The sequence below is a fragment of the Acidovorax sp. JHL-9 genome, from assembly GCF_000426205.1.
GTDB classification, from domain to species: domain Bacteria; phylum Pseudomonadota; class Gammaproteobacteria; order Burkholderiales; family Burkholderiaceae_C; genus Acidovorax; species Acidovorax soli.
The window spans coordinates 55,239-79,565 of record NZ_AUEX01000018.1 but is presented as its reverse complement, the minus strand read 5'-3'; the positions used below and the strand labels follow the sequence as shown (position 1 = coordinate 79,565).

At 60.9% G+C, this 24,327-nt stretch carries 22 protein-coding genes and 1 rRNA gene; 13 read left to right on the top strand and 10 right to left on the bottom strand.

The genetic code is table 11. The features are described 5' to 3' along the window. Positions 1–160 precede the first annotated feature (160 nt). Positions 161–273, top strand: a 5S ribosomal RNA gene (gene rrf, locus K225_RS0112935). A 133-nt stretch (positions 274–406) separates the two neighbouring features. Here the strand turns inward: rrf and K225_RS21755 are convergent. Both K225_RS21755 and K225_RS0112925 read right to left on the bottom strand, forming a co-directional pair. Further along, a complete protein-coding gene (locus tag K225_RS21755; protein ID WP_081679683.1) occupies positions 407–1,579 on the bottom strand; it encodes a pyridoxal phosphate-dependent aminotransferase in 1,173 nt (390 codons plus the stop codon). 47 nt (positions 1,580–1,626) lie between these two features. Next, on the bottom strand, positions 1,627–2,568 hold the full coding sequence (locus K225_RS0112925; RefSeq protein ID WP_026436814.1) for a CysB family HTH-type transcriptional regulator: 942 nt from the start codon (positions 2,566–2,568) through the stop codon (positions 1,627–1,629). Positions 2,569–3,196: 628 nt separating this feature from the next. On the opposite strand from K225_RS0112925, the gene K225_RS0112920 reads away from it, so the two are divergent. From K225_RS0112920 to sixA, 5 genes are all read left to right on the top strand, one after another. After that, positions 3,197–4,030: a GNAT family N-acetyltransferase gene (locus K225_RS0112920; RefSeq protein WP_026436813.1), complete on the top strand. Its 834-nt coding sequence runs from the start codon at positions 3,197–3,199 to the stop codon at positions 4,028–4,030. A 47-nt stretch (positions 4,031–4,077) separates the two neighbouring features. Beyond that, positions 4,078–4,899: a UDP-2,3-diacylglucosamine diphosphatase gene (locus K225_RS0112915; RefSeq protein WP_369794860.1), complete on the top strand. Its 822-nt coding sequence runs from the start codon at positions 4,078–4,080 to the stop codon at positions 4,897–4,899. After that, positions 4,896–5,957, top strand: a complete 1,062-nt coding sequence (locus K225_RS0112910; RefSeq protein WP_026436811.1) for a glycosyltransferase family 1 protein — start codon at positions 4,896–4,898, stop codon at positions 5,955–5,957. Before K225_RS0112915 ends, K225_RS0112910 begins: the two co-directional genes overlap by 4 nt. 164 nt (positions 5,958–6,121) lie before the next feature. Further along, complete coding sequence (ppk1, locus tag K225_RS0112905) at positions 6,122–8,230, top strand: polyphosphate kinase 1 (protein WP_155885269.1); 2,109 nt, start codon at positions 6,122–6,124, stop codon at positions 8,228–8,230. After that, a complete protein-coding gene (gene sixA / locus K225_RS0112900) occupies positions 8,230–8,691 on the top strand; it encodes a phosphohistidine phosphatase SixA (protein ID WP_034712632.1) in 462 nt (153 codons plus the stop codon). Before ppk1 ends, sixA begins: the two co-directional genes overlap by 1 nt. A gap of 35 nt (positions 8,692–8,726) precedes the next feature. On the opposite strand, the gene K225_RS0112895 is transcribed toward sixA, so the two are convergent. From K225_RS0112895 to K225_RS0112880, 4 genes are all read right to left on the bottom strand, one after another. After that, entirely contained in the window at positions 8,727–9,245 is a 519-nt protein-coding gene (locus K225_RS0112895; RefSeq protein ID WP_026436808.1) for a hypothetical protein, read from the bottom strand. Between the two features lie 53 nt (positions 9,246–9,298). Further along, on the bottom strand, positions 9,299–10,780 hold the full coding sequence (locus tag K225_RS0112890) for a Ppx/GppA phosphatase family protein (protein WP_026436807.1): 1,482 nt from the start codon (positions 10,778–10,780) through the stop codon (positions 9,299–9,301). A 70-nt stretch (positions 10,781–10,850) separates the two neighbouring features. Continuing rightward, positions 10,851–11,960, bottom strand: a complete 1,110-nt coding sequence (locus K225_RS0112885) for an ABC transporter substrate-binding protein (RefSeq protein ID WP_238323234.1) — start codon at positions 11,958–11,960, stop codon at positions 10,851–10,853. Between the two features lie 102 nt (positions 11,961–12,062). Beyond that, on the bottom strand, positions 12,063–12,554 hold the full coding sequence (locus K225_RS0112880; protein ID WP_026436805.1) for a fasciclin domain-containing protein: 492 nt from the start codon (positions 12,552–12,554) through the stop codon (positions 12,063–12,065). Positions 12,555–12,762: 208 nt separating this feature from the next. Here K225_RS0112880 and pstS point away from each other — a divergent pair, with 208 nt between their 5' ends. The 7 genes from pstS (at position 12,763) to phoR (ending at position 19,444) form a co-directional block, all read left to right on the top strand. Then, complete coding sequence (gene pstS, locus K225_RS0112875; protein WP_026436804.1) at positions 12,763–13,803, top strand: phosphate ABC transporter substrate-binding protein PstS; 1,041 nt, start codon at positions 12,763–12,765, stop codon at positions 13,801–13,803. A gap of 154 nt (positions 13,804–13,957) precedes the next feature. Beyond that, positions 13,958–14,884: a phosphate ABC transporter permease PstC gene (gene pstC / locus K225_RS0112870; protein WP_369794859.1), complete on the top strand. Its 927-nt coding sequence runs from the start codon at positions 13,958–13,960 to the stop codon at positions 14,882–14,884. Then, a complete protein-coding gene (gene pstA, locus K225_RS0112865) occupies positions 14,881–15,762 on the top strand; it encodes a phosphate ABC transporter permease PstA (RefSeq protein WP_026436802.1) in 882 nt (293 codons plus the stop codon). The genes pstC and pstA overlap by 4 nt, the downstream gene beginning before the upstream one ends. A 15-nt stretch (positions 15,763–15,777) precedes the next feature. Continuing rightward, positions 15,778–16,563, top strand: coding sequence for a phosphate ABC transporter ATP-binding protein PstB (pstB, locus tag K225_RS0112860; protein WP_026436801.1), 786 nt, complete (start codon positions 15,778–15,780; stop codon positions 16,561–16,563). Positions 16,564–16,575: 12 nt separating this feature from the next. Further along, complete coding sequence (gene phoU / locus K225_RS0112855) at positions 16,576–17,280, top strand: phosphate signaling complex protein PhoU (protein ID WP_026436800.1); 705 nt, start codon at positions 16,576–16,578, stop codon at positions 17,278–17,280. A 15-nt stretch (positions 17,281–17,295) separates the two neighbouring features. Beyond that, on the top strand, positions 17,296–18,003 hold the full coding sequence (phoB, locus tag K225_RS0112850) for a phosphate regulon transcriptional regulator PhoB (protein ID WP_026436799.1): 708 nt from the start codon (positions 17,296–17,298) through the stop codon (positions 18,001–18,003). Between the two features lie 58 nt (positions 18,004–18,061). Beyond that, entirely contained in the window at positions 18,062–19,444 is a 1,383-nt protein-coding gene (phoR, locus tag K225_RS0112845; RefSeq protein WP_026436798.1) for a phosphate regulon sensor histidine kinase PhoR, read from the top strand. Here the strand turns inward: phoR and K225_RS0112840 are convergent. From K225_RS0112840 to rho, 4 genes are all read right to left on the bottom strand, one after another. Further along, positions 19,359–20,726 (bottom strand): MATE family efflux transporter, encoded by a 1,368-nt coding sequence (locus tag K225_RS0112840; protein ID WP_026436797.1) that lies wholly within the window; start codon positions 20,724–20,726, stop codon positions 19,359–19,361. The two genes, phoR and K225_RS0112840, sit on opposite strands and share 86 nt — an antisense overlap. Next, positions 20,726–22,447, bottom strand: a complete 1,722-nt coding sequence (locus tag K225_RS0112835; protein WP_026436796.1) for a hypothetical protein — start codon at positions 22,445–22,447, stop codon at positions 20,726–20,728. Before K225_RS0112835 ends, K225_RS0112840 begins: the two co-directional genes overlap by 1 nt. A gap of 103 nt (positions 22,448–22,550) precedes the next feature. After that, positions 22,551–22,808: a type B 50S ribosomal protein L31 gene (locus tag K225_RS0112830; RefSeq protein WP_026436795.1), complete on the bottom strand. Its 258-nt coding sequence runs from the start codon at positions 22,806–22,808 to the stop codon at positions 22,551–22,553. Positions 22,809–22,950: 142 nt separating this feature from the next. Beyond that, positions 22,951–24,213 (bottom strand): transcription termination factor Rho, encoded by a 1,263-nt coding sequence (gene rho, locus K225_RS0112825; RefSeq protein ID WP_026436794.1) that lies wholly within the window; start codon positions 24,211–24,213, stop codon positions 22,951–22,953. Positions 24,214–24,327: the final 114 nt, after the last annotated feature.

Sequence of the window (24,327 nt, the reverse complement as noted above, 5' to 3'; positions counted from 1 at the left end):
CCCTATAACTTTGATAGCCAGTGCGCAGACCCCAACGGGTGCGTGCAAAGCTTCAGAGTCTGTTATGCCAAGTTAGACGCAGTCAAAAAACACACAATCTGATTCCAGACTCTATGAATTCGCCAGGTAGTTCCCAGGAACTGCCCAGCAACAAGTTATGCCTGATGACCATAGCAAGTTGGTCCCACTCCTTCCCATCCCGAACAGGACAGTGAAACGACTTTGCGCCGATGATAGTGCGGGTTCCCGTGTGAAAGTAGGTCATCGTCAGGCTCTTACAGCCCAGTAACGCCCCACTCAGCATTTGAGTGGGGCGTTTCTGCTTTCTGGCAGCAAACATATTCGTTTCTTATGGAGGCGGGAAACTGTCGGTCCTTCAACCTTACAATCCATCCCGCTTGCCTTCTTAGAGTTTTCGCAAACGTGTAATTGCTTCACGCAGGGTTTCATCGTTTTTGGCAAAACAAAAGCGGATCACACCTTGGTTGAAACTATCACCATAGAAAGCAGAGAGAGGGATAGCTGCAACACCCACTTCGCGTGTGAGCCATTGACAAAAATCGGACTCAGGAAGACGGCTTATTTCAGAAATGTCGACACACTGGAAATAGCTGCCCGTACTGGGTAGCAGTTTCAGGCGGGAGCCTTCCAGTCCATGGCGGAACAGATCGCGTTTGGCCTGATAGAAAGCTGGCAGTTGCAGATAAGGTGCTGGATCTCTCAGATGCTCCGCCAGTCCATGTTGCATCGGAGTGTTGACGGTGAATACATTAAATTGGTGCACTTTGCGGAATTCGGCAGTGAGCGATGCGGGTGCTGCGACAGCCCCGACCTTCCATCCTGTGACATGGAAAGTTTTCCCAAAACTGGATACGACAAACGCGCGAGAGGCAAGCCCCGGAAAACGGGCTGCGCTCTGGTGTTCGGCGCCATCGAAAACCATATGCTCGTAGACTTCGTCGCTGATGAGCAGAATGTTGGTGGGCGCCAGCAGATCCTGTAGTTTTTGCATATCCGCGGCACTCCAGATGGTAGCGCTCGGGTTGTGCGGGCTGTTGATGATGAGCGCGCGGGTACGTGGTGTGATTGCTGCGCCGATGCGATCAAAGTCAGGCCGAAAAGTCCCTGGGGTAAGAGGTACGCGAACAACGGTGCCACCCGCCAATTCAATATTGGGCGCGTAACTGTCGTAGCAGGGGTCGAGCACGATGACTTCATCGCCTGCATGCACAATGGCAAGAATGGCTGTGAAGATCGCCTGAGTGGCTCCTGCCGTGATGGTTATTTCCGTGGCTGCGTTGTATTTTCGACCGTGTAGTGCTTCAATTTTCAGAGCAACTGCTTCGCGCAACGCAGAAATGCCAGGCATCGGCGGGTACTGGTTGTGACCGTTCTTCATGGCCTGGGTCACAGCGTTTACCAAGGCAGGATCACATTCAAAATCAGGAAATCCCTGGCCCAAGTTAACAGCACCATGCTCAGCGGCCAATGCCGACATGACGGTAAAAATGGTCGTGCCAACGTGGGGCAGCTTGCTCGGAAATGTGGGGGTGAGTGATTTCTGCAACGTATTGGTCATAGGGAGAGGGCGGACGAGATGGACGATGGGAAAACCCTGCCGACTGATCAGAGCTCGTAATCGTTGACATGCCCAGTCATGGCACGGGCGATCAATTCGCGACTCAGACGGTCACTGAGCAGTTCGGCGAATTTATAGACAAAGTTGCGCAAATAGGCACCGCGCTTAAAAGCCACGCGTGCTACGCTTTGACCGAAAAGATGTCCCACGGGGCGTACCACCAGATCACCCACCGGGTCGTCACGCATGGCCATTTCTGCCACGATGCCTATGCCCAGGCCTAGCCGGACATAAGTCTTGATCACGTCTGAGTCTATGGCTTCAAGCGCAATGCGAGGCTGCAGGCGCCTGGTTGCAAAAGCCAGATCAATCTTGCCCCGACCTGTGAATGTGGGATGGTATGTAATGAGTGGTTCATGGGCTATGTCATCCAGGCCAATGCGTTCTTTATGGATCAACGAATGGTTGGGGGGAAGCACCAATACATGTTGCCATTCATAGCAGGGCAGGGTCACCAATTCGGGATAGTCGGCCAGCGACTCGGTGGCCATGCCGATTTCTGCCACTTCATCAATGACCATGCGGGCGACCTGGTCAGGCGTGGTCTGGTGCAGGCTGATGTTGACTTTGGGGTATGCCTCTCGCAGCCGCGCTACTGGTACGGGCAGTACATAGCGGGCCTGGGTGTGGGTTGTTGCGATAGACAGCGTTCCACTGTCCTGCGCACTGAACTGCTCGCCAATGCGCTTCAAGTTTCCCACCTCACGCATGATGACTTCTATGCTTTTGAGGACATGCTGGCCTGGCTCTGTAATGCGCTTGAGCCGTTTGCCATGGCGTGCAAAGATGTCGATCCCCAGTTCCTCTTCCAGCTCAATGATCGCCTTGGACACGCCCGGTTGGGAAGTGTGCAGGGCCTTGGCTGCTTCGGTCAGATTGAGGTTGCGGCGCGCGGCCTCTTGAACAAATCGGAATTGGTGCAGATTCATATCAGATACGGCCTAAAAAGTCGCATCATTATGCTGCATTTGTCTAAGAACCTGTTCATGATCTCCCAGGGTTCGCGCAGCGGTCTTTGCGCGATGGGATGCCAGGCGCGGTGCGCAGTGGATAGCCCGGCTATCCACAAGCGCCGCAACGCCGCAGACCGCCCGCAAAGACCGCTGCCCCAAGGGTTGGAGCGAAATCGGGCCGATGTACTTGGAGTGTTGGCGCCCCGGCTGCTGGCATGGGCACGAGCCCATGCGGCGCACCCGAAGCATCCACTCATCCCGATGGCGCTCCAACGCGATCCCCTGCGAGATCGTCAACAGGCTCTCAGGATCCGCACGAGAAACCTGGAGCAGGGAGCTGCGGCATTTCGCTCCCGCTCTTGATGGCACTGCTGAGCCCGTCGCAAGTGTTGGGTGACCGCAGGGCAAGCTCTGGTCGCCGAGACCGTCTTGATAGCGGCGGTTGCCTGGTGCCGCCGTTGTTTTGTGGGCAACATGTCATGCAATCGACATGGCAACGACATGGAGTTGTCACGGGAGGCTTTCACACTGCTTTGCGAGGAAGCGGTGCCCGGATGGGTAGCGATTTCCGGAGAAAACCATTTTCCTGCCTCGGAGACGTTCCATGAATGAGTTGACCAACCTGCCGCTGTTGCCTGCTTCACCGCCAACCGGGGGCGCGCATGCGCGCAAAGAGGGCCAAAGCAGCGTTGCCCCGTTGATGCAGGTGCAGGGCAATATCCAGGTGGGCTGGGCGCGGCACCTGGATGAGGTGCGTCAGGCGCAGCGACTGCGCTTCGATGTCTTTGCCGCAGAAATGGGCGCGCGGCTGGCAACGACCCTGCCGGGCCACGATGTGGATCTGTTTGACGACTACTGCGAGCATCTTTTGGTGCGCGATGTACCAAGCCAGCAGGTGATCGGCACCTACCGGGTGCTCACCCCGGCACAGGCAAAGCGTGTGGGGGGGACCTACAGCGACAATGAATTCGATCTGACCCGCTTGCGCAGTTTGCGCCCCCGTATGGTCGAGCTGGGCCGCAGCTGTGTCCATCCGGACCACCGCCATGGGGGTGTCATTCTGGCCCTGTGGGGAGCGCTGGCGGACTTCATGGTGCGCAACCAGCTCGACACCATGATCGGCTGCGCCAGTATTCCGATGCTGCACAACGGCGTGGTGAGCGGGGATGCGGCAGCCAGTATCTGGCAGCAATTGCGCCAGACCCACATGGCGCCCATTGATTTCCATGTGCGGCCCCGGTTGCCATTGCCGGTGGAGCAGCTTGATGGTTCTCTGCTGATCGAGCCACCTGCCTTGATCAAGGGCTATCTGCGCCTGGGGGCCAGGGTTCTGGGGGCTCCGGCCTGGGATCCGGATTTCAATACGGCCGACCTGCCGATGCTGATGCGCATTGCCGATCTGCCCTCCCGCTATCGCAAGCACTTTCTGGGGGTCTGATGCGTACGGCGTTCGACGCCTTGGGACCGTGGGGGGCTGCCTTGGGCATGGACGGAGTCGCCAGCCATCCGGGTGACGTGCATGTGCCCGAGCCGCACCGTTTCCGGGCGGTGTTCATTTCCGATCTGCACCTCGGGACTCCGGGCTGCCAGGCAACGGCGCTGCTGGATTTTCTCAAGCATCACCCCAGCGAAACGCTTTATCTTGTTGGGGATATCGTGGACGGGTGGCAGTTGCGTCGCAGATGGTTTTGGCCGCAGGCCCACAACGATGTGGTCCAAAAACTGTTGCGCAGTGCCCGCAAGGGATGTCGCGTGGTGTTCGTGCCGGGCAACCATGATGAATTTGCCCGCGCATTCGTCGGCCATTCGTTCGGCGGTATCGAAGTGCTTGCCGATGCCGTGCACCTGACGGCCGATGGCCGCCAGCTTTGGGTCACCCATGGTGACTACTTTGATGGAGTTATCCAGTGTGCCAAGTGGCTGGCTTATCTGGGGGATAACCTCTATGAGTTCACTCTCAAGCTCAACCGGCACCTCAATTCGTTGCGTGCGCGCATGGGCTTGCCGTACTGGTCGTTGTCGGCCTATCTCAAGGGCAAGGTGAAAAAAGCGCTCAATTATGTAACGGACTTCGAGATCGCCGTTGCGGCAGAGGCGCACCGGCGGGGGCACCATGGCGTGGTTTGCGGGCATATCCACCGCGCAGAAATGCGGGAGATCGACGGCATCCTGTATTGCAACGATGGCGACTGGGTCGAGAGTCGTACTGCACTGGTGGAGCATCTGGACGGTCGATTGGAGTTGTTGCAATGGCCTGCCCGGCCCGCCGTGCCATCTGTAGCCCCGGTCTCGGAACTGCTTGCATGAAGATTGTTCTGGTGACGGATGCATGGCATCCGCAGGTGAACGGGGTGGTGACCACTCTCGTGGAGTTGGTGCAGCAACTGCAGGGGCTGGGGCACGAAGTCCATGTGATTCACCCAGGTCAGTTTCGTACCCGCCCTTGTCCCGGCTATTCGGGCATCGATCTCGCGGTTCGACCGGCAGCGTCTTTGGGGCGCGCCATGGACGCCATCAAGCCGGACGCCATTCACCTCGCCACGGAGGGGCCTCTTGGATGGGCTGCCCGGGGCTATTGTCTGCGCCACAAGCTGGCTTTCACCACGGCATTTCACACGCGATTTCCTGAAATATTGCATGCAGCCTTGCGTATTCCACTGGCATGGGGCTATGCATTGTTCCGGCACTTCCATCGTCCGTCCTCGGGAGTCATGGTGCCCACGCAAGGAGTCCTGCAAATGCTGGAGCGCCGTGGGTTTCGCAATTTGCGCCAATGGACCCATGGTGTGGATACGCAGGCGTTCCCTTTCCAGGGGGAGGCTTCGCCCAGCCCCCTGGTTGGCGCATTGGCCCATCCCGTGAGCCTGTATGTGGGGCGAATTTCGTACGAAAAGAACATCGAGGCCTTCCTGCAGATCCGGATGCCCGGCACCAAGATTGTGTGTGGCGTGGGCCCATTGGAGCACCGGTTGAAGGAGCGTTATCCCGAGGTGCGGTGGATGGGCCTGCTGGACCGGCAATCCCTTGCGGCACTGTATGCCTGTGCCGATGTGTTCGTGTTTCCCAGCCGCTCAGAGACCTTTGGGTTGGTCATGCTGGAGGCCATGTCCTGCGGAACCCCCGTGGCGGCGTTTCCGGTGGATGGTCCGCAGGAAGTCCTGGGTGCTCTGGAACCACAAGGCGTGCGGGGCGGTGTTCTGCATGCCGATCTGCTCTCGGCATGCCAGGCCGCATTGGCTGTGCCGCGTCACGAGGCCCGTCGCAGGGCGCTGGATTTCACCTGGACCAATGCAACAAAACTCTTCGTTCAGCATCTGGTTCCCGCCCGATCGGATGGGGTGCTGCGCCTGATGTCTGTCACATAAAGCGTCACATGGATTGACACAAGATTGTCATATTCGTATTGAATACTGGGGAAGTCTGTACAACCCCTGATTGCGTGCCCATGTCTCCACTGTCCCCTGACGCTGCCGTGGCCTTGTCGCGCGCCAAACTGCCTGTCGTCGCAGCGGGTTCTGGCGCCGCAGAAATGCCGGATCCGCAGCCCGCAGCGCAGGTGCCGCAACTTTCTGTGGTGGAGCTTCTGGACAGGGACCACAGCATTCTGGCCTTCAATGAGCGTGTGTTCGATTGGGCTGTCCGGACCGACGTGCCGCTGCTGGAACGGCTGCGCTATCTTTGCATCGTGTCTTCCAATCTGGATGAGTTCTTTGAGGTGAGGGCTGCGCCGCACATCACCGCGGCCAAAAACGGAGAGACCAAGGGCCTCTACACCGAAGCATCGTTCGAGGCCCTGTCCGTCTTGGCGCATGACCTTGTGGCGCGGCAATACACCCTGTACAACGAATCCCTGGTTCCGGCCTTTGCAGCGCACGGGATTCGCATTGTTCCGCATGGTGAGCGCTCGGCGATCCAGAAACGCTGGGTGCACGACTATTTCATGCGCGAAGTGCGGCCACTGCTCATTCCCGTGGGGCTGGATCCTGCCCATCCCTTTCCGCAGGTCGCCAACAAATCATTGAATTTCATCGTGCGACTCAAGGGGCGCGATGCGTTTGGGCGCGAAAATGAAATTGCCATTGTCAAGGTCCCTCGCGCCTTGCCGCGGCTGATCCGCATGCCGTCGAAGGTGGCTCCCAAGGAGGCTTTGTTCGTCAGTCTCTCCAGTATCGTGCGGGCGCACCTGCATGACCTTTTTCCGGGACGGGAGGTCACCGAGTTTTCGCAGTTCCGCGTGACCCGCCATTCCGATCTGGCACTCGATGAAGAGGACGTCCGCAACCTGAGAACTGCGCTGCGCCAGGGCTTGCAGCATCGCCACTATGGCCAGGCGGTTCGGCTGGAAGTGTCTGCCGGCTGTTCGGCGTTTCTTTCGAACTTCTTGCTTGAGCAATTTGAATTGCCCGCTGCCGCGCTTTACCGTGTCAGTGGGCCGGTCAATCTGGTGCGCCTGACCCAGCTGGTGGATCTGGTCAACGATCCTGCGTTGCTGTTTTCCCCCTGGCGTTCTGCCTGGCCGCGGCAGATTCAGCCCGGTGTTTCCATCCTGGAGCAATTGCGGCACCGCGATATCGTGATGCACCAGCCGTTCGAGAGCTTTGACGGTTTGCTGGCCTTTCTGCGCGAGGCGGTCAATGACCCCCAGGTGCTGGTGATCAAGCAGACCATTTACCGCACCGGCTCAGACTCTGAGCTCATGGACCTGTTGACCGAGGCAGTGCGCCGCGGCAAGGAGGTCATGGCCGTGGTGGAACTCAAGGCGCGCTTTGACGAAGAAGCCAATATCAACTGGGCTGAAGCGCTGGAATCCATTGGTGCCCAGGTGGTGTACGGTGTGGTGGGGCTCAAGACACATGCCAAGATGCTGCTGGTCACCAGGCGGGAGGGGCGTCAGCTTCGTCGCTATGGCCATTTGTCCACGGGCAACTACAACGCACGCACCGCGCGCCTGTACACCGACCTGAGCTATCTCACCGCGGATGAAGAAACCACCGCCGACATGGACGGGGTGTTCAACCATCTGGCCAGTCAGAATCGCCCACCCAAGCTGCGCAAGCTGCTGCTGGCGCCGTTTCACCTGCACCGCCGCATGCTGGAAAAAATTGAGCAGGTGGGGCTGGCAGCCAGCCGAGGGGAAGATGCGCGCATTGTGGCCAAAATGAACGCCCTGACGGACGAGGCCTTGATCCGGGCGCTGATCCTGGCCGGGCAGCGCGGGGCTCGGATTGACCTCATTGTGCGGGGTGCCTGCATGCTGCCGGCACAGTTGCCTGGACTCACTGACAACATCCGTGTGCGGTCGGTGATTGGCCGGTTTCTGGAGCACACACGGGTGTTCTATTTCCGCTCAGACAGCCAGGAAAATTTGTACCTGTCCAGCGCCGACTGGATGAACCGCAACATGATGCGGCGGGTGGAACTGGCCTGGCCCGTGACGGACCCGGTTTTGCGCCAGCAGATCGTGGACGAATGCCTGGTCGCCTATCTTCATGACGACAAGGACGCATGGACCCTCAGGGCGGATGGAACCTATGAGCGCGCCAGCCAGCCTATCGCCGGCCGGGGGGCTCAGAATGCACTGATGGTGCGATACGGCGGCATGTCGGCTGCGGCTCTGCTGGATCAGGGAGCTGCGTGATGGACCTCATCCTCTGGCGTCACGCCGAAGCCGAAGAGGCGGCTGATGGCGTGGACGATGCGGCGCGTCCTCTGACACCGCGGGGCGAGAAGCAGGCGGCACGCATGGCAGCCTGGCTGGACCGGCAATTGCCGGAAGGTTTGAGGGTGCTCGCAAGCCCGGCTCGGCGCACGGAGCAGACGGCCAGGGCTTTGGGGCGCAAGTTCAAGATGCGTGCCGAGCTTCTGCCCGGGGGCAGCGTGCAGGACTTGCTGGAACTGGCCCAGTGGCCGCGTGCCCGTGGAGCCGTGCTGATCATCGGGCATCAGCCTGTGCTCGGACAGGCGATTGCCCAATTGCTGGACATGCAATCACCCGAATGCACCGTGCGCAAGGGCGCCGTGTGGTGGCTTCGCCAGCGCCAAAGACTGGACCATAGCCAGACCGTGCTCATGACAGTGCAGTCCCCGGAATTCCTCTGACCTGCGATCACCGGGCCATTGCGGCACTGTCCAGCTCACTTGCCTTGCTTGCGGACTGTTTTTGCCGGCGGCTTGGCGGCTGGAGTCTCCGCTTTGGGGCGCCCCGTCTTGATGGATGGAACCGCTTGCAAGGCGTTGCGCAGTGCCGCGTCTGACAGCCCTGCCAGCACCTTCAGGCCGGCGCGCAGCAGTTCGCTTTTCTTGGCTGGCTGGGCGAGCAAGTTCGCGCGTTGCTTGAGTGTCTCGATGACAGCGTACTCGTCCTTGGGGATGGTGAAGCTGTCGCGAACCAGTTTGGGTTTTTTGGCGCGAACTTCCTTGGCTTGCAACGCGGGCGCAGGAGCCGGTGCTGCCTTGGCGGGAGCGGGCGTTGCCGAACGCTTCACGGGTTTGGCCGGTGCCTTTTTGGCAATCGTCTTGGTTTGACGCGTCGCTGATGTTTTTGCACCGGCCGCCGTTGCCGTTGCAACGGTGCTCGCTGCTGCGCTCTGGGCGGCAGGTTGTGTGGGCGTCGTGTTGGCGTTTTGGCCTGGAACAGTGCTGGAAGCGTTCATGGTGAATGAATGAATAAACGGTATAAACAGTTTATACCGTTTATTGCATCGCGTCACCCAAGTCTGAGTTCCAGCTCCCAGGGCGTTTTTTGCCAGGCTACCAGTTCTTCCCGCAGCAGGTAGGCCGATTGGGGGTAGGCAGCCGTCCATCCGGCCCGGGTGCTGACGGTGTGGCGCGTGCCCAGTGTCTGCAAGGACAGGCCTTCCACATCCGGGTCGCGTCGTGCATGGCAGAGCGCGACCGCCATGCGCAAACTCAACAACTGCAGGGCAAAGCCAGGGTCGTTGATCAGGGCTGCCTCCAGCTTGCGGACTTTGCCCCGCTGCCCCAGCACCAGCGCACCGAGCCTGTGCAGTTCGGACACGGCAAACCCTGCCGCGTCGGTGTGATCCAGGATGTAGGCGCCATGGCGGTGGTATTCGCTGTGAGAGATGATGCCGCCAATCTCGTGCAGGCGAGCGGCCCATTGCAGCTTCCGTGCTGCGCGCTCGCTGTTCTGGGGCGCCGCCTGGGTGAAGAGGTCGGAGGCAACGCGTGCCACCCGTTCGGCCTGTGCTGCGTCCACCGAGAATCGCTGCATGAGGCCTTTCACCGTGGTGGTTCTCAAGTCGGTCTCGGGCTGCTCGCGGTCCAGCAGGTCGTAGAGTGCGCCCTGGCGCAGCGCGCCCTGGGCCACTTGCATCTGCCGGATCTCGAGAAGATCAAAAACAGCCCGCAGCACGCTGATACCTCCGCCAATCACTGCCCGCCGGTCTTCCTTGAGCCCCTCCAGGCGAACGCGATCTGCATGGTGCGCGCGCAGCAGGCGGTCATGCAGCCATTCCAGTCCTTCCAGGGTGATCAGCCCCTGCGGGCCACCCGCGGCAAAGAGGATGTCGCCTACTGCTCCAGCCGTACCCGAAGACCCATAAGCGATATCCCAGGTTTCTGGCCGGAATGTGCCAAGGGCCTCATCGAGCACCGCCTTGGCCGCGATTTCTGCGGCCATGAATGCCTGCCGTGTGAACTGGCCATTGGCAAAGTAGCGCGTGGACCATGCCACGCTGCCAACCCGGAACGAGGCCACCGTGTGGGGGTTGAATTGCTGGCCGAGAATGAACTCCGTGGACCTGCCGCCAATGTCCACCACGAGCCGGCGTTCGTCCGATTGGGGTAGCAGGCGTGCAACCCCCTGGTAGATCAGCCGGGCTTCTTCCGGGCCTGACACCACATCGATGGGGTAGCCCAGAATTTCTCCACCGCGGATCAGGAAGTCTTCCCGGTTGCGGGCTTCGCGAAGGGTCTGGGTTGCCACGGCGCGCACTTGTGCGCGCTCAAACCCCGCCAGGCGCTCGCCAAAGCGCGCCAGGCAATCCCAGCCGCGCTGCATGGCTTCGGGGGTGAGGTTGAATTCTTCGTCAAGGCCATTGCCCAGGCGCACGGTTTCCTTGAGATATTCCATCCGTTGGATGTGACCGTGCTCGTAACGGCCGATTTCAAGGCGAAAGCTGTTCGATCCCAGATCGACAGCTGCGAGCAGTGTTCCGTTGTGCATGTTTCTGCGCGTGATGCGCTTGATCTCCAGCGGGCAGCATAGCACCCGCGCCCCTTTTCTCGGGCCTGTATCAACCGATGATGCGCCCGTCCTGCGTCAGCATGCTTTGCGTGACGTAGGCGTTTGAACGCTTGGTTCCTTGATAGGCAACGGTATACCCGCCCACATTGACGTCGGCACGCCTTTGCAATGCCGAGAGCATGCTGGCGCGCGTCAATGGTCCTGAAATTCCGCCCAGGATTTCGGCGGTATAGCGCGCTGCAATGAACCCGGCCAGACCTTGCGGGGAGGGGGCCTCATCAAAGAATCGGCTTAGCGCGGCACGGTATGCGCGCACCACGGGCAGGCTGGATGTGATCAATGGAACGGGCTGGGTGGCAATGATGGAGATGCCTTTGGGCGTGCCTCCCATCTGGGCCAGCACCTGCAGGTTCACATCGGCCAGGGCCACGACAAAGCACTGGCGGCCTGCCGGGGCAATCAGCTTGCTGGTGAATGCATGCAGCTCTGGTGTTCCGCCCACGAACAAGATGATGGTCTGGGTTGGATTGATGAGCTGATTCGCTGCCTGTCCTTCCGTGCCCGGAAGCGGCAATATCTGTGCCTGCAAACCCAGGCTCTTTGCTGCCTGGAAAACATAGGCTTGAGATTGGTGTTGTACCTGTGCGGAAGCAAACACCACGCCGATCTGCTTTACGCCCAGGGATGCATGGGTCTGGATGGCATGCGCTATCTGAATCTGGTGGCCCGGGAACACCTCGAACACTGTCTCTGCCTCGTTGTCGGTGACGGCGTTGTGCAGCCACGGGGCCACGAGCGCCAGGGGGGACGCCGAACCTGCCGAAGTCTGCAGGGCCACAAGCCCGGCGGCTGCGGCATTGCCCACGCAACCAGACAGCGCTATGCACTCGGGTTGACGGTGGGCGGCCTGCCATGCGGCCGCGAGGCCTTGGGGGGTGCCATCGGTCTCGATGGTGACGTGCCGCACTGTCCGCCCGCGTACACCGCCGCGCGCATTCAGGTCTTGCCAGGCCGATCGGGAGCCCGCCAGAAAGTCGCGGCTCACATCCTGCTGGCCGAAAGTCAGGTCAACAATCTGGGCCACCACCAGCGAGCGTTCTCCGTCGCTGTTGCGAGGAGGGCTCGCCGAGGAGGGCTGGGCCATTACTTCGCCTGCCATGACGGCACTTGCAGCAGCGGACCATTGAATCCAGTGTCGGCGATTCAGTGAAACCGCGGGGAAGTCGGAGAAGTACATGGCCATGGAAGCTCTGAGCGGTGCTTATTTCTTCGGCGGCATCAGCACGCGGTCCACCACATGCACCACGCCATTGGTGGCCGCGATGTCGGCTTGCTCCACCATGGCGTCTTCCACGGTCACGAACGTGCCAGCGCGCGCCAGTGCGACGTTGGCACCCTGCACGGTCTTGAAATTACCTGGCTTCACTTCTGCAGAGGCCAGGCGCGATGGCACGATGTGGTAGCTGAGCACGGATTTCAGCAACGCTTTGTCTTGCTTGAGTGCTTCCAGGGTCTTGGCGGGAACTGCTTTGAATGCCGCATCGGACGGCGCAAAAACGGTGTAGGGGCCTGCAGCCTTGAGGGTGTCCGTCAGGCCGGCTTCTGCAACCAGGGTATTGAAAGTCTGCAGCGAGGGGGTCTTGGCGACCGTGTCGGCCAGCGTCTGGGATGTTGGGGCGTGCGTGGCGCAGGCGCCCAGAGCGGTCACTGCCACCAGGGCGATGGCAGATTGAAGTGCATGACGGCGAAACATGGAATTCTCCTGGAAGTAGATAGCCGACGCATGTCGGTCGCAGGAGACTACGCAACGGCCGTGACAAAAATATGACGATTTGATTCAATACGGCCCCGTGGGAACGGGAAAATAGGTGTGTGACAGGTATTGGTAAATGTCACGGTGTTGTCATATATGACACCTAGAGTCGCGGCATCCCAACTTTTTCAACCCAAAAGGTATCTTCATGAAAATGTCCGTGATTCGAGTTCTGGTGGCTGGTGTCGCTTCTGCTGGAGCATTCTCCAGTGCCATGGCGCAGCAGGAAGCCACGGGGGCTGGTGCTAGTTTTCCTGCGCCGCTGTACTCCAAGTGGGCGTCTGACTACCACAAGGCCACTGGCGTGAAGATCAACTACCAGTCGGTGGGTTCGGGTGCTGGCCTGCGCCAGATCGAAGCCAAGACGGTGGATTTCGGTGCTTCCGACGCGCCCCTCAAGGACGAGGATCTCGCCAAGAAGGGCCTGGTTCAGTTTCCCACCGTGATCGGCGGCATCGTTCCGGTGGTCAATATCAAGGGTATTGCACCCGGGCAGCTCAAGCTGAACGGTCAGGTGCTGGGGGATATCTATCTGGGCAAGATCACCAAGTGGAGCGATCCTGCCATCAAGGCGCTGAATCCTTCGCTGCCGCTGCCGGATGATTCCATTGCGCCAGTGCGTCGCGCCGACGGTTCGGGCACCACTTTTGGCTTTACGAACTACCTGTCCAAAGTCAACGCCGAGTGGAAGAGCAAGGTGGGTGAGGGTACCGCCGTGAACTGGCCCACGGGTGCGGGCGGTAAGGGCAATGAAGGTGTGGCTGCATTCGTGGGCCGCCTGCCCAACTCGATCGGCTATGTGGAGTACGCCTATGTCAAGCAGAACAAGCTGACCTACGCACAGCTGCAAAACTCGGCTGGCAATTATGTTTCACCCGATGATTCGACCTTCAAGGCGGCTGCCGCGGGTGCTGACTGGGCCAAGAGCTTCTATCAGATCCTGACGAACCAGCCAGGCAAGGATGCATGGCCAATCACTTCTGCCACGTTCATTCTGTTCCAGAAGACCCAGGACAAGCCGGTGCAGGCTGGTACGGCTCTGAAGTTCTTCGAGTGGGCTTACAAGTCGGGTGACAAGACGGCGTCCGAACTGGACTATGTTCCCATGCCAGACAGCGTCAAGAACGTCATCATCAAGTCCTGGGGTGACATCAAGGACACCTCTGGCAAGGCTGTGTCGTTCAAGTAATCTCCTGGGCCGGCATCCTGCCGGCCATTTGATTTAACCTTTCAAGGCTACCAACGTGTCTACTACGATGCCGGCTCGCCAGAGTTCGCCCTCAGAGGCTGCCTCTGGCATCAAGCGGAGCACGCCTCCACCCCGCAAACCGCTGATATCAGGCATGTTGGCAGACCGAATTTTTGGATGGCTCGCGCGTGGCGCGGCCATCCTCACGCTGTTGCTGCTGCTGGGCATCATGGCGTCGCTGGTGGCGGGGGCCTGGCCCTCCATTTCCCAATACGGCCTGAGTTTCCTCGCCCGCAGCGTCTGGGATCCCGTGCAAAACGAGTACGGCGGCCTGGTCATGATCTATGGCACGCTGGCCACGTCGTTCATCGCGTTGCTGATTGCCGTACCTGTGAGCTTTGGTATCGCCTTGTTCCTCACCGAGCTGTCTCCCGCCTGGCTGAAGCGGCCCCTGGGAACGGCGATCGAGTTGCTGGCCGCCGTGCCGTCGATTGTGTATGGCATGTGGGGGTTGATGGTTTTTGGCCCCATCCTCGCGCGTTTTGTGCAGCAGCCCTTGCAGTCCTTGTTTGCCGGTATTCCCTATCTGGGTGCGCTGGTCTCGGGTCCCCCGGTAGGCATTGGCATTTTGTCGGCGGGCATCATTTTGGCCATCATGATCATTCCCTTCATTGCTTCGGTGATGCGGGATGTTTTTGATGTCACGCCAGCGCTCCTCAAGGAGTCGGCTTATGGCCTGGGTTCGACCACCTGGGAGGTGATGTGGAAGGTGGTGCTGCCCTATACCAAGACGGGGGTGCTGGGGGGCATCATGCTGGGGCTGGGGCGTGCGCTGGGGGAAACCATGGCGGTAACGTTCGTCATCGGCAACATGAACCAGCTCGATTCCCTGTCGATTTTCGAGGCAGCCAACAGCATCACGTCGGCCCTGGCGAATGAATTTGCAGAGGCTGGCGAAGGCCTGCACCAGGCATCGCTGATCTATCTGGGGCTGGTGCTCTTCTTTATCACTTTTGTGGTGCTGGCCTTGTCCAAGGTCTTGCTGTCACGCCTTCAAAAGAACGAAGGAGCCCGCACATGACCACCTCGCAGCGTCTTCTCTCCGCGGCCGATGTCGCGCAGGCGCGCCAGGCACGCTACAACGGTCGCAAGCGCGTCAACCAGATTGCCCTGACCCTGTCGTTGGCCGCCATGGCTTTTGGCTTGTTCTGGCTGGTATGGATCTTGTGGGAAACCGTGCGCCTCGGGGTTGGGGGGTTGAGCCTGACACTGTTCACCGAAATGACGCCGCCGCCCAATGAGGCGGGGGGCATCGCCAATGCCATCTACGGCTCGGTGGTGATGGTATTGCTGGCCACTTTCGTGGGAACCCCCATCGGCATCATGGCCGGGGTTTACCTGGCCGAGTACGACGTGCGCGGCTGGCTGGCATCCACGACACGCTTCGTGAACGACATTCTGCTGTCGGCACCTAGCATCGTGATCGGCCTTTTTGTTTATGCCGTGGTGGTGGCGCGCTTCAAGAGTTTTTCGGCCTACGCCGGGATTATGGCCCTGGCATTGATCGTTATTCCGGTGGTCATCCGGACCACTGAAAACATGCTGATTCTGGTGCCCGCCAGCCTGCGCGAGGCGGCCTACGCCCTGGGCACACCCAAGTGGAAGGTGATCACCATGGTCACCCTGCGGGCGGCGCGGGCCGGCGTCATTACGGGGGTATTGCTGGCGGTGGCGCGCATTGCGGGTGAGACGGCGCCCTTGCTGTTCACGGCGTTGAGCAACCAGTTCTGGACCTCGGACTTGTCCAAACCCATGGCCAGTCTGCCCGTCACCATTTTCAAGTTCGCCATGAGCCCCTATGAAAACTGGCAGCAACTGGCCTGGGCGGGAGTGTTCCTGATCACACTCGCCGTTCTCGGACTCAATATCCTCGCGCGGGTTCTGACCCGGCAGAAATAAGCAAGGAAGACTTTCATGCCCTCCACTATCCAAAAATCGCAACCGGGCCCGTCGAAGATCACGGTCAGGGACCTGAACTTCTATTACGGCAAGTTCCACGCCCTCAAGGCCATCAATCTGGATATTCCGGAAAACAAGGTCACGGCCTTTATCGGACCGTCCGGTTGTGGCAAGTCCACGCTGTTGCGCACCTTCAATCGCATGTTCGAGCTGTATCCCGAGCAGCGTGCCGAAGGCCAGATCGTGCTGGATGGCGAAAACCTGCTGACCACCAAGCAGGATGTGGCGCTGATCCGGGCCAAGATCGGCATGGTGTTCCAGAAGCCAACGCCTTTTCCCATGTCGATCTACGACAACATCGCCTTTGGTGTGAAGCTGTTTGAAAGCCTCAGCGCCACGGACATGGATGACCGCGTGGAGTGGGCATTGCGCAAGGCGGCGCTGTGGAATGAGGTCAAGGACAAGCTCAGTCAGAGTGGCTCCAGCCTCTCGGGCGGGCAACAGCAGCGCCTTTGCATTGCGCGTGGCATTGCCATCAAGCCAGAGGTGCTGCTGCTGGACGAACCGTGCTCGGCCCTCGACCCGATCTCCACCGCCAAGATCGAGGAGTTGATCGCCGAACTGAAGGAAGACTACACCGTGGTGATCGTCACGCACAACATGCAGCAGGCAGCGCGTTGCAGCGACTACACCGCCTACATGTACCTGGGGGATCTGGTGGAGTTCGGTGAGACAGAACAGATGTTCTTCAAGCCCCAGCGCAAGGAAACCGAAGACTATATTACCGGCCGTTTTGGCTGAGGAGGCAAATTCATGGCTGACAAGCACCTTTCATCGCAGTTCGACAGCGAACTCAACGGCGTCTCTGCCCGCGTCATGGAATTGGGGGGACTGGTGGAATCGCAGATTCGCCAGGCCATTTACGCGCTTTCACATTTCAGTCTCGAAGCGGTGGAGCAGGTGGCATTGATAGAGCAGCGCGTGAATGCCATGGAAGTCGAGATTGACCACGAACTCGCGTCCATCATTGGCCGGCGCCAGCCCACTGCCCGCGACTTGCGGCTGCTGCTCTCCATTTCCAAGGCCACCGCCAACCTGGAACGCGTGGGTGACGAGGCCAACAAGATGGCCCGCATGGTGAAGTCGATCATTGAGAGCGGTGCGGCCCGTTCACTGCCATCGAGCGACCTGCGCGTATCGGCCGACCTGGCCTCGGGCATGCTGCGCAAGGCGCTGGATGCCTTTGCGCGCCTGGACACCAAGGCGGCGCTGGCCATCCTCAAGGAGGACGATCTCATTGACAAAGAGTTCGATGGCTTTGTCCGCAAGCTCATCACCTACATGGTGGAAGACCCGCGCACCATCTCCGCCAGCCTGGACCTGTTGTTCCTGGCCAAGGCGATCGAACGCATTGGCGATCACTCCAAGAATGTGGCCGAACTCGTCATCTACCTTGTCAAGGGCAAGGACGTGCGGCACACGGCACTTGATGAAATTGAAACCACTTTGTTGCAGTGAGCGATTGGCGTTGACATGAAAAAGCTTCCTCGCGTATTGATTGTGGAAGATGAGCCGGCGATTGCCGAGCTGATTGCCGTCAATCTGCGCCACAACGGTTTTCAGCCCATCTGGTCGGAAGATGGTGATTCGGCCCAGCGTGAACTCGATGCTGTCCTTCCCGATGTCATCCTGCTCGACTGGATGCTGCCCGGTCAAAGCGGCCTCGTGCTGGCGCGTAAGTGGCGTGCAGACAGTCGGACCAAACCCATCCCCATCCTCATGCTGACCGCCCGGGGTGATGAGCCCGACAAGGTGGCCGGGCTCGATGCGGGGGCGGACGACTACATCACCAAGCCGTTTTCCACGCAGGAGCTGCTGGCGCGCATCCGGGCGGTGCTGCGGCGCCGCGCGCCCGAGCAGGTGAGCGACAGCGTCACCATTGGCGATCTCGTGCTGGACGCGGGTACCTACCGGGTCACTTTCCATGGGCAGCCGCTGAAGGTGGGGCCGACCGAGTTCAAGCTGCTGCATTTCTTCATGAAGCACTCGGAGCGCGTGCACAGCCGCTCACAACTGCTGGACAAGGTGTGGGGCGACCATGTGTTCATTGAAGAGCGAACCGTGGACGTGCATGTGAAGCGGCTGCGGGAGGCCCTGGGTACGGCGGGCGTCATGGTGGAAACCGTGCGCGGCGCGGGCTACCGGCTCACCGCCCAGCCGCCCGCGCTGATGCAGGCCTGAATGTTGCAGTCCGGGGGCGGAGTGCCTTCGTGACCCCCGAGAAAGTTGTGTAGTCCGCATGCTCTGGCGTTTTCTTTATTATCTGGCCTGGCAATTGGCTGGAGGCGCGCTCGGCTGGTGGCAAGGTGGCCCCTGGGGCGCAGTGCTGGGGGCCGGGGTGGCTGCATGGTTGTGGTTTGTCGGAGATTTGTGGCGGGGGGTGCGGGTGCTGCAGTGGCTGCGCTCGGGTGACCTGTCGGCGGCTCCGTCAACTTTCGGCATGTGGGGTGAAGCGGCAGATCGCGCGCGGCGTCTGTTGCGCCAGCGCCAGGCGCAGGTCAACGAAAGCGAGGATCGTCTGCAGGAAATTCTGGCAGCACTCCAGGCCACGCCCAATGGCATTGTCCTGCTCGATGGAGAAGGGCGCATTGAATGGTGCAATCAGCTTGCGGCTGCACAGTTTGGGTTCGATGCCCAACGGGATGTCATGCAGTCTGTCGGCAACCTGGTACGGGATCCCGATTTCAGTGCCTACTATGCGGCCCAGGATTACACCCACGATGTGGTGCTGCAGGGCAGGAACAGCACGCTGTCCCGGCCCGTGCGCATTTCGGTGCATCTGCATCCGTATGGTGATGGGCGCAAGCTGATGCTGTCCCGGGATGTCACGGCGCTGGAGCAGGCCGACGCCATGCGCCGCGATTTTGTGGCCAATGTGTCACATGAAATCCGCACGCCCCTGACCGTGCTGACGGGTTTTGTGGAAACCCTGCAAACCCTGCCGCTGGATGCCGAGGAGCGTGCACGCTACCTGGCCATGATGGCCCAGCAGGCGGCGCGCATGCAGAGCGTGGTGCACGATTTGCTGACGCTCTCGCGCCTGGAAGGCAGTCCCCTGCCCGGTATTTCCGAATGGACGTCGGTACAGGTCCTGATGCTGCGGTGCGAGGAAGAGGGCCGGGCCTTGTCGGCACTGTTGACGCAAAACAACCATCGGCACCATGTGCTGCAGTTTCCTGCGGCGCAGGATTTGCGATCCGCGGGCGAAATTGCCGGGGTGCAGGCCGAGTTGCAAAGTGTGCTGTCCAACCTCATCAGCAATGCCGTGCGCTACACGCCCGCAGGCGGCACCATCACGGTGCAATGGCGCTACACGACCGATGGCAATGCCATCTTTTCCGTGAGCGACACCGGGCCCGGCATTGCGCCGGAGCATATTCCGCGCATCACCGAGCGGTTCTACCGCGTCGACCGCAGCCGGTCGAGGGAAACGGGTGGCACGGGCCTGGGGCTGGCCATCGTCAAGCATGCCGTGCAGCGGCATGGCGCCACGCTTGATATCACCAGTGCACTGGGCAAGGGATCGGTCTTCTCGGTTACTTTTCCTGCCAACCGGCTTCGCCGCTCCGCGTTGCCGGCCGAATTGCAACCCGCAGCATCAGCACAAACAGCCCTGCCGTGATGGCCAGTGCCAGGGCACTGGCCGCCCAGAACGGCACGGGAGACGTTATGGGTGCCCAAGGGCCCAGCCCTTGGTACGCCAGCACATAGCCCCCGCCAAGCCCGGCGCCCCACAGCAAGGTGCAATAAACCACCAAGGGGGCGATCGTGACGCGGTAACTGCGCAGCACAAAGACACACAGGGTCTGCACGGCGTCAGCGGCATGGTAGGTCGCAACCCACAGCAGCAATCCACCGGTGGTTGCCACCACGGCGGCACTGCTGGAATACAGGGCAGCGACGGTTTCATTTGCTATGAATAATAGAGCTGATAGCGCAATACCCACAGGTACTGCGAGCCTGAAACCTATCAAAACGACGCTGCGTGCCTGCACAGCGTTGCCGGCACCCAGCCAGTAGCTCACCCGGGCGCTGGTGGCAATGGCCAGTGAAAGGGGCGCCATGTACAGCACGGCCGCCACGTTGGCAGCGATCTGGTGGGCTGCGGTGGCCACCGTGCCCTGGCGGGCAATGAAAAGGGCCATCAGGGTGAACGAGGTCACTTCCACCAGGATGGCAAGCCCCGCAGGCACGCCCAGCCGGGCGAAGCCGAGAAGGGTGGGCCAATGGGGTGGCTCCATGCGCTGCCAGATGCGCAGCGGCCTGTAGAGATCCTGGCTGCGCAACAGCCAGAAAGCCAGGGCCAGCATGCAGGCATTCACCACCAGGGTGGCCCAGGCGCAGCCCACGGCGCCTTGCGCCGGCAGGCCGGCGCCGCCAAAAGTGAACCAGATGGACAGGGGCACCTTGATGAACAGCGACCCCACCTGCAGCCAGGTCACCAGTTGCGGTCGTCCAATGGCTTGGTTCAGCGTGCTGTACAGGCGAAAGAGCAGGGCGGGTGGCAGCGCCAGGGCCAGCACTGCAAGGTATTGTTCTACCTCGGTGCGCAACGCCTGTGGTACCTCGGTCCAGCGCAGCAGCGGACCGGGCGACAACAGGATGAGCATGCCGACGGCTGCCGTCACGGCACACAGGTAGAGCGCCTGGCGCAGCGATTGGCCAATGGCGCCGGGGTTGTGCGCACCCCGCTGCTCGGCCCAGACGGGCATGAGGGCCTGGAAGATGCCCATCAGGGCCACATAGACGCTGATGAAGATGGCCGAGCCCACCGACAGTGCCGCCAGAGAGGTTTCGCCGTGGCGCCCGGCCACGATGGTGTCGGTCACGCCGAAGGCCATCACGGCCAGCTGCCCCGTGAGCACGGTCAGTGCGTGGCGGGAGATGGTGGAAGACTCCGACATCAGTCGGGTGATTCCGTTCTCCGGAACAGCAGGATGGACTCCTTCTTGTCGGTAGGGCGGCCGATGGTGGCTTGCCTCTTCCAGTGGTCAGGATTCACCAGGTTTGCGGGTGCCGGCCAGGCGTTGTTGTCTGCAATCAGCCAGGGGCAGTGAATTGCCGGGTTGACCGGTTGCAGGCGCAGCCGGGCGTGGTATTGCAGTGCGGCCACCTGCGCCCGACTCAGGCCGACCATCTGCACGCATCCGGGGTGTGGGCCCAAGGCAGCCGCCAGTTTGTGCGCCTGCGGTGCATAGCTGCGGGCATAGTCGAGCAGCGGGAGCCACAGGGTGGTCAGCAGCAGCCAGCCCAGAGCCGCCCCGCTGGCGGGCAATACCAGGCTTTTCCAGATGGCGGCACGGTTGCGTGCTGCGCGCCACCAGACCAGCCGGCACCAGGCCGCCGAGGCGGCCAGTGCCACCGCCAGTGCCAGCCATGAGAACTCGGGCGTGAATCCGGGGGCTAGTTTGGCCACGTTGGCTGCAGGCTGTGCCGGAACGCCCGTCTGCATGGCAAACCAGATGACCCAGATGGCCAGGGCCGATATGCTGAAGAACAGCAAGGTGAACCAGTCGATCAGCGACGCCATGCTGCGCCGGAATGTGGGCAACGCAAACGCGGCCAGCGTGGCGATGGCCGGCAAACCGACGAGCAACGCCCGGTCTGCCGGCTGTGTGGTGAAGGTGGCACCCACCGAGACCAGCGAAAACCACAGGGGCAACCACAGGTGTCGATGCAACTGGCGGCTGAACAGCTGTCTGCGCCAGCGCCACAGCGTCCAGGTGGCCATGGGCCAGGCTGGCCAGCCAAACCAGAGCAGCAGCCGTATCAGGCTTCTGAATTCCTTGCCCTCGGTGGCCGCATCGACCAGGCGCCAGCGCCACAGATCCAGTTGCCATGCCACGGCGGCGGCCAGCAGCGTGATGGCCGCCAGCGCCGCGACCCAGTGCAGACGTCGATCGGAGTGATGGGCCGGGTCGGCGGGGCCGGGTGGGGCCAGCGCAACCAGAGCAATGCAGCCCCCCCCCAGCAAGGCGGCGAACGTGGGCGCGCCGGCCAGCGTGAGTCCCATCATGCCCGCAACCAGAGCCACGGCGGGCACCACCGTGCGGTAAGGCAAGGTGGCTACGGCAAAGAAGATCAGTGCCGCACATGCCAGTTGCAGCAGATAGCCGGTGGCTTCGTGCGAAAGCTGTGCCAGGCCCAGGCAGGCGATCAGGGCCAGCAAGGCGCCATCGGCGATGGCGCGGGCGTAATCCAGGGGTTTGGCCTCGCCGCCAAAGGCAAATGCCACAGGCTGAGCGCCCGGACTGCGCGCCAGGTAGTAAACGCCATACCAGGTGGCAGCCAGCGTCAGCGCCAGCAGCAACATGAAGGGCAGGCGGGCCGCCATCTCGGGCGCCATCAGACCATCGGGCGTGATCCGGATGGCCCAGGCTCCCAGCCAGTAGGGCAGCAAACCGTCGGTTTCGGGGGGGACCCCCCCCAGCAGCGGTTTCAGCCACGGGGTGTGCCCGTTGGCCAGTTCCAGCATGTAGCCAAAGGCCGTCACATCGGCGTTCTTCCACGGGCCTCGGCCGACAAAGCCAGGCACCACATAAGCCAGGCACAGCAGCAGCAAGGCCCAGCGAGGAAGCTGGCGTGCAGCATTTCGGGTAACGATGGCAGGGGTGGGAGCGTTCACGCGTCAGGAGGATGGCAATGGCTGGCTGTCGAGAATAAGGGCAAATCCAAACAAAAAGGCAGCGCGGTTGCCCGTGCTGCCTTTTTGGCGGAAACGCGGTGAATTACTTCGCTGCGGTCTTGCCGAAACGGTTGCGGAAACGCTCCACACGGCCGCCCATGTTGTCCACGGATTTTTGCGTGCCGGTATAGAAAGGATGCGATTCGCTGGAGGTGTCCAGCTTGAACAGGGGCAGCTCACGGCCGTCGTCGGTCTTGCCCATTTCCTTGGTGTTCACGCACGAGCGGGTGACAAACTTGAAACCGTTGGACAGGTCCACGAACAGAACTTCGCGGTAGTTGGGGTGAATGCCTTCTTTCATGATCAATCCTTGTCAAGTGCGGGAGCCGTGCGGGACCCGAAGCAACCTTTGCCTCGTGAAACATCCAGCGTACTTTCCGCAGAAAAAGCCTGCCATTATAGCCCGGAGCGGCAGTCGGCGATGTTTGCCGTGGCGCGCGGAATTATCCGCCCCTTCGCATCATGTCGAAAAACTCGACATTGCTCTTGGTGGCCTTCATGTTCTTGATCATGAGCTCCATGGACTCGATCTCGTCCATGTTGTACATGAACTGGCGCAGGATGCGGGTTTTTTGCAGAATCTCGGGGGCCAGCAGCAGCTCTTCGCGGCGCGTGCCGCTCTTGTTGAGCTCGATGGCGGGGAACACGCGCTTTTCATACAGGCGGCGGTTCAGGTGGATTTCACAGTTGCCCGTGCCCTTGAATTCTTCAAAGATCACCTCGTCCATGCGGCTGCCGGTATCGACCAGCGCCGTGGCGATGATGGTGAGCGAGCCACCTTCCTCGACCTTGCGTGCGGCACCGAAGAAGCGCTTGGGGCGCTGCAGCGCGGCGGCGTCCACACCGCCCGACAGCACCTTGCCGCTCGACGGCACGACGTTGTTGTAGGCGCGGGCCAAGCGGGTGATGGAGTCCAGCAGGATCACCACGTCTTTTTTCAGCTCGACCAGGCGCTTGGCGCGCTCGATCACCATCTCGGCCACGTGCACGTGGCGGGCGGCGGGCTCGTCAAAGGTGGAGGCGATGATTTCGCCCTTCACCGTGCGCTGCATTTCCGTCACTTCTTCAGGGCGCTCGTCCACCAGCAGCACCATCAGGTGCACATCGGGGTTGTTGGCCGTGATGGCATGGGCGATGTGCTGCATCATCACCGTCTTGCCGCTCTTGGGCGGAGCGACGATCAGGGCGCGCTGGCCGCGGCCGATGGGCGCGATGATGTCTATGATGCGGCCGGTGATGTTCTCTTCGCTCTTGACGTCGCGCTCCAGGCGCATCTGCTCCTTGGGGAACAGGGGCGTCAGGTTCTCGAACATCACCTTGTGCTTGTTCTGCTCGGGCGGACCACCATTGACGGAATCGAGCTTGTTCAGCGCGAAGTAACGTTCACCGTCTTTGGGGGTACGGACCTCCCCTTCGATCATGTCGCCGGTGTGCAGGTTGAAGCGGCGCACCTGGCTGGGGCTGATGTAGATGTCGTCCGTGCTGGCCGTGAAGCTCGTGTCGGGGCTGCGCAGGAAGCCGAAGCCGTCGGGCAGGATTTCCAGCACGCCGTCGGCAATGATTTGTTCCCCGGTCTTGGCGCGCTTCTTGATGATGGCAAACATCAACTCCTGCTTGCGCATGCGGCCCGTGTTTTCGATTTCGAGTTCTTCGGCCTGCTTCAGGACTTCAGACACGTGCAGTGCCTTGAGTTCGTTTAAGTGCATGGATTGACTCCTTGGCGGAGCTGGTATGAATCTTTGGGGAGGGGGGCCGGGGCCGGATGGGCTGCTGTTTGCAGCTCCGGCGCGCCTGGGATCTTGGTCCGGCTGCCAATGCAC